The sequence below is a fragment of the Acutalibacter sp. LFL-21 genome, assembly GCF_025630755.1.
Lineage (GTDB): Bacteria > Bacillota > Clostridia > Oscillospirales > Acutalibacteraceae > Acutalibacter > Acutalibacter stercoravium.
On sequence record NZ_JAOTNT010000006.1, the window covers coordinates 157,762 to 169,892 of the forward strand.

Below are 12,131 nucleotides of genomic sequence, written 5' to 3' on the forward strand. Positions count from 1 at the left end.
GTGCTCCTTTCCTGTAAACTAAAGGAATGGGCTTTCACCCCTCCTGCGGGAGCTTTTCAATCACCCGCAGCCGGGCGCTGCGCGCCCGTGGGTTTTCTGCCACCTCAGCCTCTGAGGGGGCCAGCCCTTTTTTGTAAACAAGCGTTCCCTGGGGCTTTCGCCCACAGACACACACGGGGAAATCCTTGGGGCAGATGCACCCCTGACACCAATCGTGCATCTGCTGCTTGACGATCCTGTCCTCTAAGGAGTGAAAGGTGATCACCGCCAGGCGGCCGCCGGGCTTCAACAGCCCAAAGCCAGCCTGCAGCCCCTCTCGAAGCCGGTCAAGCTCCCCGTTGACGGCAATGCGCAGCGCCTGGAAGGTCTTGCGGGCCGGATGGCCCTCTCCCCGCCGCACCGCCGCTGGAACAGAGGCTTTGATGATCTCCGCCAGCTGAGCAGTGGTCTCAATGGGGGCCTGTTCCCGGGCTTGGACAATGCCCTGGGCAATGCGCCGGGCGCTGCGGTCCTCCCCATAGCGGAAGATGATATCCGCCAGCTCCTGCTGCCCCAGTGTGTTCACCAAGTCCCTGGCGGAGGGGCCCTCTTTGCTCATGCGCATATCCAGGGGCGCGTCGTGATGATAGGAGAAGCCGCGCTCCGGCGTATCCAGCTGATAGGAGGACACCCCAATGTCCAAAAGCACCCCATCCACCGCGTCTATCCCCTGGGCCCGGGCCAGCTCTGCCATTTGGGAGAAGTTGCCCCGCACCCGGATGGACTGGGGATAAGGGGCCAGCCGCTTCCCGGCGGCCTGGATGGCATCTGGGTCCTGGTCGATGGAGAGAAGGCGCCCTGTGGTCAGCTGCTTCAAGATAGCCTCAGAGTGGCCGCCGCCCCCCATGGTGCCGTCGATATAGGTTCCCTCTGGCCGGATGGCCAGAGAACGGATGGTTTCCTCAAATAATACCGGTTTGTGATGAAATTCCATGCTCACACCCGCCTTAGAAATCCAGCAGGCTCATGGCGGCCTCAATGGCCTCGTCAGTTTGGTTCTGATTGTAGGCGTTCCAACGGGCAGTGTCCCAGATCTCGGCCCGCACTGCCGCGCCGATCACCGTGACATCCTTTTCCAGCCCCGCGTGTTCCCGCAGGTTCTGGGGGATGAGGATGCGCCCCTGCTTGTCCGGCTCCACTTCGGCGGCGCCGGAAAAGAAGAACCGCTGGATGGCCTTGCCCTGCGCCAGGGGAAGGCTTCCCACCTTTTCCACAAGGTTGTCCCATTGGGCCCTGGAAAGCACAAAAAGGCATCCGTCAAGGCCCTTGCACACATAGAAGGTGTCGCCCAGGTCTTCACGGAATTTGGAGGGCACGGTAACCCGGCCCTTTAAATCCATATTATGTTGATACTCGCCTGTCAACATAACCGCAGTGCCTTTCCCTTTCCTAGACAGGCGGCTGGGGCTGAGAGGGGAACCGGTGGCACCGGAAACCACTTTTCCCCCACCATATGGAACTTTAACCCACTTTCCACCACCTGATGCCCTTTATTATAAAACATCTCCCCTTTAAAAGCAACCGGGAAATCCGCAAAAATCCTGGAAAATCCTAGAATCGAAGGTATGTTCCCCACAAGATGGAAGGGAACAAAAATTCCCCTCACTACATGTAGTGAGGGGAAGAATTTGCCGAACCCTTTCTTGGCTATTTTCGCCAACAAATCAAAATAATATTTGGAGATTTTCTCTTACAGCTGAGAATTTCTCTGAGAGGTCTTAATGCTCTGCCGGGTCTTGCGCAGCTCGGCCAGGTTTTCCGAAAGGGATTCGTCTGCACGGCGCATCAAATCCTCCACATAGTCGCTGCTGGCCTTGCGCATCTCCTTAAACTTCTGCTGGGCCTGGGCAATCAGCTCATTGGCCTTCTGCTGGGCCTGGCGGACAATCTCATCCTGGCTGACCATCGCCTTGGCCTTTTCCTCCGCCACGCGGATGATGGTTTCCGCCTCTCGCTCCGCCTCGCTGATAATCTGGCCCCGGTCTGCCACAATGGCCTTGGCCTGGCGCACCTCGGCAGGGATCTCATCCTTAATTTCGTCTAAGATCTGGCGGACTTCTTCCCCATCCACAAAAACCTTTCCTGCGGAAAGGGGCATCTTCCAGCCCTTATCGAGCACGTCGTACATTTCGTCGATCAGATCTTCAATGGTAGCCTGGTTGTTGCTCATGGTGAACCCATTCCTTTCTTCTCTTCCGCTGGTCTTCCCCGAAAAAGGGAACCGCGTTCTATTCCACGGGCAAGGCAGGGCCGCGCCCGGAAGATGCTCTCCTTACAGCCGGCCGCAGAGCCGGTCCTGGATGGTCTCTAAAATACACGAAGGCACAAAGGGGGAAATGTCCCCTCCGAAGCCAGCCACCTGCTTGACCATGCTGGAGCTTAAAAACATATTCTCCGCGCTGGTTGCCAGGAACATGGTCTCCAACTCGGGATTCAGCTTCTTGTTGGTCAGCGCCTGCTGAAACTCATACTCAAAATCAGACAGGGCCCGCAGCCCCTTCACCACCACCATGGCGCCCCGGCGCTTGGCGTAGTCGGCCAGCAGGCCGTCCACCTTGTCGATTTCCACATTCCGCAGCCCTTCTGCCTGGGTGGCGCGGCGAAGCAGCTCCATGCGCTCTTCCACCGTGAAGCTGGCATGCTTCTCCGGGTTAGTGGGCACCCCAACAATAAGCTGGTCAAAGATTCTGCTGGCCCGCACAATGATGTCCAGGTGCCCCAGCGTTACCGGGTCAAAGCTGCCAGGATAGACGGCAAGTTTCATGGTATCTCTCTCCTTTCCAGGCGGCCCCGGCCTTATGCCCCGGGGGCCCCTTTCCCACCCGGGACTTCCTCGGGCGGACGGTAGGCAGTGAGCATAATCTTTCCATAGCGGTAGCTTTTGTGCCGGGCAAAGCCCCCCGCTGTTTCAGGAAGGACCTCTTCCTTCGGGTGCTCGCAGAGAATCACCCCGCCGGGATTCATAACCTCCGCTACCAAGGGCAGAGCCTGCTCCAGCAGGCCGGTGCGGTAAGGCGGGTCCAAAAAAGCCACGTCAAAACGGTCCCGGCAGGCGCGCAGGTAGGCAGCGAAATCTGCTGTAACCACTTTGGCCCGGTCCCCCAGGCCAGTGGAAGCCAGGTTTTTCTCCACCACCCGGACAGACTCTTTCGAGGCGTCCACAAACACGGCTTGGGCAGCCCCCCGGCTGAGGGCCTCTAACCCGATTTGCCCCGAACCCGCGAACAGATCCAGAAAACGCCTTCCCTCCAGCTGAAACTGAAGGATGTTGAACAGCGATTCCTTCACACGGTCCGTGGTAGGGCGCACCTGCTCCCCCTCAAGGGTGATCAATTTTTTCCCGCGGTGAGAACCTGTGATGATGCGCATGGGCAGTCTCCTAGCGGCCGCCGGAAACGGCCAAATTGGTGATATCCGCTTTATTATCCCATTAAAAGGCCGTTCTGTCAACTATTTGACGCAATTTCCCCGGAATTTCCGCGGATTTCCCCCACTCTGCCCGCTCCGTTTCCCTTTACAGCCCTTCCTCCAGCCCAGCAGCCTCTGGGTGGAAATGCTCCCACACCCGGCGGGCGGCGGGCTTGGTCATGCCCGGGGCGCCCTCCAGCTCCGCCAGGTCTGCCTCGCTGACGGCCGTAACGGTCTTAAAGTGTTTGAGAAGGGCTTTGGCGCGGGCCTCCCCGATACCGGGAATGGAGGTGAGTGTGGAGGAAATAGCGGATTTTTTCCGCTGCTGCCGGTGGTAGCCAATGGCGAACCGGTGGACCTCATCCTGGATCGAGGACACCAGGGTATAGGCCCTCCGGTAGGAGCTGATGGCGATTTCCCCGCCCCCCTGGGCAATGGCCCGGGTGCGGTGGCGGTCATCCTTTACCATGCCGAACAGGGGCACCTCAATGCCCATCTCCTCCAGAAGGGGCTGCACAGCCGCCACATGCCCCTTGCCGCCATCCAGCAGGATGAGGTCCGGCAGGCGGCCGAAACCCTCGGCCTCTCCTTTCTCCTGACAGGCATAGTACTCCTGGAACCGGCGGCGGATGACTTCCCGCATGGAACCATAGTCATCCTGGCCCTCCACTGTCTTGATCTTGAACTTCCGGTAGGCGGATTTCAAGGGACGGCCGTTTTCAAACACCACCATGCCCGCCACATTTTCCCCGCCGGCCAGGTTGGAGATGTCATAGCTCTCGATATAGGCAGGGGCCTTTTCCAACCCCAGCAGCCGGCGCAATTCATCCAGGGCAGAGGCGTCCCGCCCCGAGCCGCCCGTCTGCCGGGCAATGCTCTCCGCAGCATTCTTGCGGCACATCTGCACCAGCTGCGCCTGGTCCCCCCTCTGGGGAACGAGGAGCCTGACTGTTTTTCCCCGTTTTTCACTGAGCCACCGGACCAGCAGCTCCTCGTCCTCCACCTCCCCGTCCAAGACCACCAGGGGCGGCACCCTATCCCGGATGGCGTAGTACTGCCGCAGAAACTCCGAGCGGGCCTCCGGGTCAGGCTGGCAGCCCTCCGTCAGGAAGCTCTCCCGGTCCGAGAGCCTGTTGCCTGTAAAGCGGAAGACCTCAAAGGCGGTGTGGGTCTCCCCCTGGGCCAAGGCGAACACGTCCTGCTCTTCCACCCGGCTTGCCACCACTTTCTGCCGGGCCCCCATCATTTCAATGGCGTTGATTCTGTCCCGCAGCCGGGCGGCCAACTCGAACTCCAGGTTTTCCGCGGCCTGCTCCATCCGTTCTGTCAAAACCTTCACCGAGGCGGAGCTGCCCCCTTTGATGAAATCCATGGCCTCCTGAAAGGCCTCGTTATACTCTTCCTCGCTGACCCGTCCCCGGCAGGGGGCGCAGCACTGCTTGATATAATAGTTCAGGCAGGGCCTCCCTTTCCCAAAGTCCTGGGGGAATTTCCGGCTGCAGTCCGGCAGGCGGAAGATCTTTCGGGCAGAATCAATGGTCTGTTTGATGGACCAGGAGCTCATATAGGGGCCGATATACTTGGCGCCGTCCTCCTCCACCTTTTTCACCTCGGTCATGCGGGGCCAGGGGCCGGGGCTGACGCGGATGTAACTGTACCCCTTGTCATCCTTTAATAGGATATTGTACTTGGGCTGGTTCTGCTTGATGAGGCTGCTCTCCAGCACCAGGGCCTCAAACTCGCTGTCGCAGACGATATACTCGAACCAATCCACATGGGAGACCATCCGGCGCACCTTGTTATCGTGGTTTTTCTCCGAGCCAAAATACTGGCTAACCCGGTTTTTCAGCGCCTTCGCCTTGCCGATGTAGATGATCTGGCCGCTTTTATCATGCATTAAATAAACCCCGGGGCTTAGGGGCAGCTTCATGGCTTTGCGGCGCAATTCCTTCTTTTTTTCAATGGGGTCCACAGTTTCACCTCCGCCGGGGCTATGAAAAAAGCACCGCGGCTGCGGTGCTTCCATTCGATCTGTCCTGTATAAAATGCTTTTACTCGGCAAAGCCAGAGTTGACCAGCTCTACCAGAGCGTCCACGGCCTGCTCCTCATCCGCGCCATCGGCAATGATGCGGATGGTAACGCCGCCAACGATGCCCAGGCTCAGCACGCCCAGAAGGCTTTTGGCATTAACCCGGCGCTCTTCCTTCTCGACCCAAATGGAAGACTTGAACTCATTGGCCTTCTGAATAAAGAACGTAGCCGGACGAGCGTGAAGGCCAACCTGATTCTGGACCAATACTTCTTTAGCACACATGCAAATTCACTCTCCTACCAAATTTCTCAAAAGGGTTTCTGCTGCCGTAAAAAACACGTCAAACGGACGCAAAGAATTTAGAATTTGAGATAATTATAGCATATTTCCCGCCGCCGTCAACACACATTCCCGAATTTTGGATTCCTGAACAGGCCAGCGCCGCCGGAAGGGCCCAGCCTTTGTGCACCTTGTCGGCAATGTGGAAAACTTTTTGCCCATTGTGACGCCGTTGTCAATTTTCTCTACCACATGCTGTGCCAAAGCCCCCGCACAAACAGCATGGCACCCTTTTCCATGGGATATGCACTTCCGATGAAATCAAGTGAAATCCTCTAGTTTTTCTAAAATCTCCCGGTCCTCTTTTGTGATATTAAACCTTTCCCATAGGTCCGGGCGGTTCTTCCGCGTGACAGCCAGGGCCTGCGCCCGCCGCCACCGCCGTATGTTTTCATGGTGGCCAGAGAGCAGCACCGGCGGCACCGGGCGCCCCCGCCACACCTCGGGCCGGGTATACTGGGGGTACTCCAGCAGGCCGGAATAATGGCTTTCCTCGGTAAAGCAGGCCTCCTCGGAGAGCACCCCAGGCAGCATGCGGCTGACGGCGTCGGTGACGATCATGGCGGGCAGCTCGCCGCCGGTGAGGACAAAGTCCCCCACAGAGATCTCCTCCGCCTGATATTCCTCCAGAAGCCGCTGGTCCACCCCTTCATAGTGGCCGCACAGGATCAGCAGCCCCGGCTGCCGCGCCAGGCGCCGGGCAGCCTCCTGGTCCAGAACCTTCCCACGGGGGGACATATAAAGAATATGCGGCTTCCACCCCAAATGTGCGCAAATTTCGTCGATGCCTCTGGCAAAGGGCTCTGCTGCCAGCAGCATTCCCTGCCCGCCGCCGAACACGGTGTCATCCACGCGCCCCCGCGGATCGGGGGAAAACTGCCGCAGCTGGTGGCAGCACACCTGCAAAAGCCCCTTTTTCCGGGCCCGTCCCACAATGCTGTGGTCCAGCACCGGCGGGAACATCTCTGGGAAGAGGGTGAGGATATCCACGCGCATGTCAGGCTTCCTCCCCGCTGCCGTCAAAGATGCCGGGAATGGGCAGAAGCGCAATGATCCCCTTTTCCAAGTCGATGCCCTGGATCATATGCTTCACCGCGGGGAACAGGAATTCCCTTCCGGCCCCATCCACAATGCGGTACACATCGTTGGCGCCGGTGGGCAGCACTTCCTGCAGCACGCCGTACTCCCGGCCCGTATTGCCGTCCACCGCTTTCAGGCCAATCAGGTCCTGCAGGAAATACCGGCCCTCCGGCAGTTCCACGTCATCCCGATCGAGATAGAGCACCTTCCCCCGCAGGGCATCCCCCTGCTCCACGGTGTCCACCCCTTGAAGCTTCAGCAGCACCCGGCCCTTGTGCACCCGGGAGGAGACAAGGCCCGCGTCCCGGCTGCCCCCGTCAAAGTAAAGGTGCTTCAGCCCTGCCAGAAATTCCGGGGAATCAGCCCAGCACTCCAGCACCAGCTCTCCCCGCACGCCGTGGGTGCGGACGATTTTCCCCGCTTCTAAAAATTGCTTTTTCATGGTTTTCCTCCGGATTTTATGCTCTCAAACAAAAAAGAGCCCGTTGCAAAATGGAACATTTTGCAACAGCCCTTCTCTGCTCAGTCGATCTCGACTACGATCTTCTGCTCGTTGCGGGTGGCAGCCGCGCGCATAACCACGCGGATCGCCTTGGCGATGCGGCCCTGCTTGCCGATCACCCGGCCCATGTCGTCCTCAGCCACATGCAGATGGTACACCGTGGTACCGTTCTCCTGCTCTTCCGTGGTAATGACGATCTCCTCCGGCTTTTCCACAAGGCCGGAAGCGATGGCCTTCAGTAATGCCTCCATGATGCTGCTCCTTTCCACGGGCCCAGGGGCCGCTCTTTTAGATGACGCCGTGCTTCTTGAACAGGGCCTTCACCGTATCGGTGGGCTGGGCGCCGTTCTGGAGCCACTTCTTGGCCTTCTCGGGGTCTACCTTGACCACGCTGGGCTCTTCCATGGGGTTGTAGTAGCCAATCTCCTCAATGAAGCGGCCGTCGCGGGGGAAGCGGGAATCCGCCACCACAATGCGGTAGAAGGGGGACTTCTTCGCGCCCATTCTTCTCAGTCTGATCTTTACTGCCATAATTCATTCCTCCAAAATGATAGTGAAATTTAAGAATATAGATAAATGCATATTGTTCACAGGGCTTTGCGCCCCGGCAATATCTTAACGGATAAAGGCCGCTTTTAGAAGGGCAGGTTCGGCATCCGGCGGCGTTTGCCCTTGCCCAGGCCGCCAAACTGCTTCATCAGCTTCTGGGTCTGTTTAAACTGGTTCAAAAGGCGGTTCACATCCTCCACCTTCATGCCGCAGCCCGCGGCAATCCGCTTCTTCCGGGAAGCGTTCAAGCAGTCCGGGTGGGAGCGCTCGTAGGGGGTCATAGAGAGGATGATGGCCGCGCTGCGGTCCATAATGCGGTCGTCGATGTCCACATCGTCCAGCTTGTTGCCCACGCCGGGCAGCTTGGACAGGATTCCCTTGATGGGACCCATTTTCTTCACCTGCTGGAACTGGTCCAGCAGGTCGTTGAGGTCCATCTTATTCTGCATCAGCCGCTGGGCCGTTTTTTCCGCAGCCTTCTCGTCCAGCTTCAGCTGGGCATCCTCAATCAGGGAGAGCACATCGCCCATGCCCAGAATACGGCTGGCCATCCGGTCCGGATGGAAGACCTCCAAATCGGAGAGCTTCTCGCCGGTGCCCGCGAACTTGATGGGCTTGCCGGTGACGGCTTTGACGGACAGCGCCGCGCCGCCCCGGGTGTCGCCGTCCAGCTTGGTGAGGATGACGCCTGTGATATCCAGCAAATCGTCGAAGGACTTGGCCACGTTCACGGCCTCCTGGCCGGTCATGGCGTCCACCACCAGCAGGATATCCGTGGGGTGCACCGCCTCTTTGATGCGGCGGAGCTCCTCCATCAGGGCCTCGTCAATCTGCAGCCGGCCGGCAGTGTCGATAATGACGTAGTCGTTGCCGTAATCCTTGGCATGGCGCACAGCCTCCTGGGCGGTGGCCACTGGGTCCTGGGTGCCCTTCTCAAAAACCGGGGCGCCGGCCTTCTCCCCCACCACCTGCAGCTGTTTAATGGCTGCAGGGCGGTAAATATCCCCCGCCACCAGCAGGGGGCGGTGGCCCTGGGACTTCAGCTGGTAGGCCAGCTTGGCGGCATGGGTGGTCTTGCCCGCGCCCTGCAGGCCGCACATCATAATGATGGCGGGCGGGTGGGCGGGCATTTTCAGCCGCTCCTCGCTGCCGCCCATCAGAGCGGTCAGCTCCTCGTTGACGATTTTAATGACCATTTGGGCGGGGGTCAGGCTCTCCATCACCTCGCTGCCCACGGCCCGCTCGGTCACCCGGCCGGTGAACTCCTTGGCAACCTTGTAGTTGACGTCCGCTTCCAGCAGGGCCAGGCGCACTTCCCGCATGGCTTCTTTCACGTCCGCCTCGGTGAGCTTGCCCTTGCTGCGGAGCTTCTTAAAGGAATTGCTCAGTTTTTCTGCCAAGCCTTCAAACGCCACGGTCTTCCCTCCTGAAAGTCAAAATCATTTTCATTGCGTGCCCTGGCCGATGCTTCAGGCCTCCACCGCGATATCCTGGGCACACTCCAGAATTTTGGAGACGTTCTCATCAATGCCGGGCACTCTGCCGTTTCTCTCGTTCAAGTCCTGAATGCTCAGGGCACAGTCGCAGATCAGCGTCAGGGCTTTCTGGATATCTTGAAAGCGCCGGGCCAGGCCCAAACGCTCTTCCATCTCCAAAAGCTGCTGCTCGGCGCGCTTAATGGCGTCCCGCACGCCTTGGCGGGTGATCTCCCGGTCTTGGGCGATCTCCGCCAAGGAGAGGTCCTCATTGTAATAGGCGTCCACCACTTCCCGCTGTGTCTCGGTGAGCATATCACCGTAAAAATCCAGCAGAAAGCTGATGCGCAGGTCCTTTGCCACACTCCCGCCTCCTTCACAGCGTGTAAAGTGCTTTTCTTTACAGCATTAGGAATTATACACGATTCCAGCGATTTTGTCAACAGGGAAGGGGAAATTTGTAGGGCGGCGAACCATGCGGCGCCCTCCCCGCCCAGCAGGAGCCGCTTTTTTCCGGCACTTCTTGCAAGAATCCTTAATTTTACATAGATTTAATACGGATGCAGCGCTTTTATCTATTGACATTTAATAATATATAGTATATACTTATATAAACAGAAATTTTCAGTGAAAAAGCAGAGAACGGTGTATGTGAAACCCTCTTGTATATTCCCTTGACTATTTCAATTTCGCGCGCTTTGTCACCTTTTAGAAAGAGAGGTTTGGTGATCGAAATGGGGAAAAACTGGCGCAACTACTGGAAAGTGGCCGTCCCAGCCTTTTTGCTGGGGGCCTGTATAGCTGGGGGCACAGCCCTTTTCCTTTGGTGGAACACCTTGCCCGCTCAACAATTCCCTTACTGGGGCGAAGGGACCTCCCCTGACCCCAGCGGGGAGGGCGCGACCCTATGGATCGAGGTCGACAGGGAGGAAAACGGCTCCGGCAAGGTGTCCTACACAGTGGACAACCTGAGCACCCTGGCCCGGCTCCAAGCGACTACTGGGGGAGAACAGTGGGTGGACTTTTCCCAGGGCGGGACCTTTCACCGGGTGACGGAAAGCCTCTCCCGGGACGAGGGCCCGGAGACACTGGATGTGGGGGACGCCTGGACGTTCACTGCGGAGCTTCCCCCGGAGACCCTGGCCCTGCCGGGGCGCTACCGCTTTTGTGTGGAGGGCGTGGGGGCGGTGCCCTTTACCGTCAATCCCAACGGGACCGTGGAAGCGGAGAACGGAGAGCCTATCCACAGCAGCATGGGCACAGGGGGGTTGATGGTGGCCATGGACACCGAGGACCTGTTGGAAGGCTCCCACCTGGTGGCGGTGTGCCGTCTAAAAGAGGTATCCCGGCCCTTCCGCGTCCGCTCCGCTGGCAGCGAGGGCAACGGCGGCCTGCAAAACTATACCGAGTACTACTTTGAAGTGCTGGAGACCCTGCGAGGCGAGGCGGCGGGCCCTGTCATCGCCGTGCGGAGCCTGGGGGGCCGGGTAGGCGCTCTGGATTTGGAAGTGGATGAAGTCCTCCAGTTTCAGGAGGAGGAAAACTACCTGCTGTTTCTGTACCAGCCGGGCATGGGGGGCAACTTCCATACAGAGGGGGACTACTATTATGTATACGGCAACACCCAGGGTATGTACCTGTGCGGGGACACAGCCTCTCTGAGGGAGGACCCGAACGGCTCTGTGCGGAACGCCTATACAGAGGAAGGTCTCTCCGTGGACGCTTTCCTCAAACAGCTGGATCAGGTGAACAAGAACCACCCACCCCAGCCGGAGAAGGCCAAAGAGGAGTACCTCCAATATCTGCGGGACCGGGTGGGTGTGGACGGCTACACCCAGGAGGAGTACGACCAGGTGGCCGCCGGCATCCAGGTCTATGCCACCTACGCCAGCAATCCCCCGTCCTATTCCGGCGGCGAATGACCGCAAACAAAAAAGCACCCCGCGGGGTGCTTTTTTCATGGGCTGGGGCGCTCAGCCGGCTTTTTCCAGGTCCCGGCGCAGCCGGTGGATGATGCGCTTTTCCAGCCGGGATATGTAGGACTGGGAGATGCCCAGGTGGTCGGCCACCTCCTTTTGGGTGTGCTCCTTGGCCGACCCCAGCCCGAAGCGCAGCACCATGATGGTCCGCTCCCGAGGGGAGAGGCGGTCCACAGCGCTGCGGAGCATAGTGCGCTCGGCCTCCCGCTCGATGTCCTGGTTCACCGCGTCGGGCTCGCTGCCCAAAAGGTCGGAGAGCAGCAGCTCGTTGCCGTCCCAGTCCACGTTCAGGGGATCGTCGATGGAGACCTCGTGGCGCAGCTGAGAGCTCTTCCGCAGGTGCATCAGGATCTCGTTCTCGATGCACCTGCTGGCGTAGGTGGCCAGCTTGATGTTCCGCTCCACCTGGAAGGTGTTCACCGCCTTGATGAGCCCGATGGTGCCAATGGAAATCAAATCCTCCACGCTGGCGCCGGGGCTTTCAAACTTTTTGGCGATGTACACCACCAGCCGCAGGTTGTGGGTGATGAGGGGCTCCCGGGCGCCGGACACCCCGCTGCGGATGTTCTCCATCACCTGGGCCTCCTCCTCCTTGGTCAGGGGCGGGGGCAGGGTCTCCGGCCCATTGATGTAATGGCAGCCCCGGCTTTCCGGCGGGAACAGCCGCCAGAGCAGCCGGGCCAGCAGATCGCGAATTTTCTGGAACATGGCAAAGACCTCCTAAACA

At 59.1% G+C, this 12,131-nt stretch carries 15 protein-coding genes; 1 reads left to right on the plus strand and 14 read right to left on the minus strand.

Features of this window, described 5'->3' with window-relative positions; genetic code table 11:
• Positions 1-34: 34 nt before the first annotated feature.
• The 13 genes from rsmH to ylxM form a co-directional block, all read right to left on the minus strand.
• Positions 35-973 (minus strand): 16S rRNA (cytosine(1402)-N(4))-methyltransferase RsmH, encoded by a 939-nt coding sequence (rsmH, locus tag ODJ80_RS08990; RefSeq protein WP_178863047.1) that lies wholly within the window; start codon positions 971-973, stop codon positions 35-37.
• Between the two features lie 13 nt (positions 974-986).
• Positions 987-1,406 carry a division/cell wall cluster transcriptional repressor MraZ gene (mraZ, locus tag ODJ80_RS08995; RefSeq protein ID WP_178863049.1) on the minus strand — a complete coding sequence of 140 codons (420 nt, stop codon included), beginning with the start codon at positions 1,404-1,406 and terminating at the stop codon, positions 987-989.
• Between the two features lie 323 nt (positions 1,407-1,729).
• Complete coding sequence (locus tag ODJ80_RS09000) at positions 1,730-2,209, minus strand: ATPase (protein ID WP_178863051.1); 480 nt, start codon at positions 2,207-2,209, stop codon at positions 1,730-1,732.
• A 102-nt stretch (positions 2,210-2,311) separates the two neighbouring features.
• Positions 2,312-2,803 (minus strand): pantetheine-phosphate adenylyltransferase, encoded by a 492-nt coding sequence (gene coaD / locus ODJ80_RS09005; protein ID WP_263041814.1) that lies wholly within the window; start codon positions 2,801-2,803, stop codon positions 2,312-2,314.
• A 32-nt stretch (positions 2,804-2,835) separates the two neighbouring features.
• Positions 2,836-3,408 (minus strand): 16S rRNA (guanine(966)-N(2))-methyltransferase RsmD, encoded by a 573-nt coding sequence (rsmD, locus tag ODJ80_RS09010; protein ID WP_263041815.1) that lies wholly within the window; start codon positions 3,406-3,408, stop codon positions 2,836-2,838.
• Between the two features lie 145 nt (positions 3,409-3,553).
• The gene (uvrC, locus tag ODJ80_RS09015; protein ID WP_263041816.1) at positions 3,554-5,419 is read right to left on the minus strand and encodes an excinuclease ABC subunit UvrC; all 1,866 of its coding nucleotides are present in this window, start codon (positions 5,417-5,419) and stop codon (positions 3,554-3,556) included.
• 79 nt (positions 5,420-5,498) lie between these two features.
• Positions 5,499-5,762 carry an HPr family phosphocarrier protein gene (locus tag ODJ80_RS09020; RefSeq protein WP_022337114.1) on the minus strand — a complete coding sequence of 88 codons (264 nt, stop codon included), beginning with the start codon at positions 5,760-5,762 and terminating at the stop codon, positions 5,499-5,501.
• A 318-nt stretch (positions 5,763-6,080) separates the two neighbouring features.
• Positions 6,081-6,815, minus strand: a complete 735-nt coding sequence (gene trmD, locus ODJ80_RS09025) for a tRNA (guanosine(37)-N1)-methyltransferase TrmD (protein ID WP_263041817.1) — start codon at positions 6,813-6,815, stop codon at positions 6,081-6,083.
• Position 6,816: 1 nt separating this feature from the next.
• Positions 6,817-7,341, minus strand: a complete 525-nt coding sequence (gene rimM, locus ODJ80_RS09030) for a ribosome maturation factor RimM (RefSeq protein ID WP_263041818.1) — start codon at positions 7,339-7,341, stop codon at positions 6,817-6,819.
• A gap of 80 nt (positions 7,342-7,421) precedes the next feature.
• Positions 7,422-7,652, minus strand: coding sequence for a KH domain-containing protein (locus tag ODJ80_RS09035; RefSeq protein ID WP_178863063.1), 231 nt, complete (start codon positions 7,650-7,652; stop codon positions 7,422-7,424).
• 37 nt (positions 7,653-7,689) lie between these two features.
• Positions 7,690-7,932 carry a 30S ribosomal protein S16 gene (gene rpsP, locus ODJ80_RS09040; protein WP_178863065.1) on the minus strand — a complete coding sequence of 81 codons (243 nt, stop codon included), beginning with the start codon at positions 7,930-7,932 and terminating at the stop codon, positions 7,690-7,692.
• Between the two features lie 104 nt (positions 7,933-8,036).
• A complete protein-coding gene (gene ffh / locus ODJ80_RS09045) occupies positions 8,037-9,365 on the minus strand; it encodes a signal recognition particle protein (RefSeq protein ID WP_178863068.1) in 1,329 nt (442 codons plus the stop codon).
• A gap of 54 nt (positions 9,366-9,419) precedes the next feature.
• Positions 9,420-9,788 (minus strand): YlxM family DNA-binding protein, encoded by a 369-nt coding sequence (gene ylxM / locus ODJ80_RS09050; RefSeq protein ID WP_178863070.1) that lies wholly within the window; start codon positions 9,786-9,788, stop codon positions 9,420-9,422.
• Positions 9,789-10,159: 371 nt separating this feature from the next.
• Between ylxM and ODJ80_RS09055 the strand changes: the two genes are divergently transcribed.
• Complete coding sequence (locus ODJ80_RS09055; protein ID WP_263041819.1) at positions 10,160-11,347, plus strand: hypothetical protein; 1,188 nt, start codon at positions 10,160-10,162, stop codon at positions 11,345-11,347.
• Between the two features lie 51 nt (positions 11,348-11,398).
• On the opposite strand, the gene sigE is transcribed toward ODJ80_RS09055, so the two are convergent.
• Positions 11,399-12,112, minus strand: a complete 714-nt coding sequence (gene sigE, locus ODJ80_RS09060; RefSeq protein WP_263041820.1) for an RNA polymerase sporulation sigma factor SigE — start codon at positions 12,110-12,112, stop codon at positions 11,399-11,401.
• Positions 12,113-12,131: the final 19 nt, after the last annotated feature.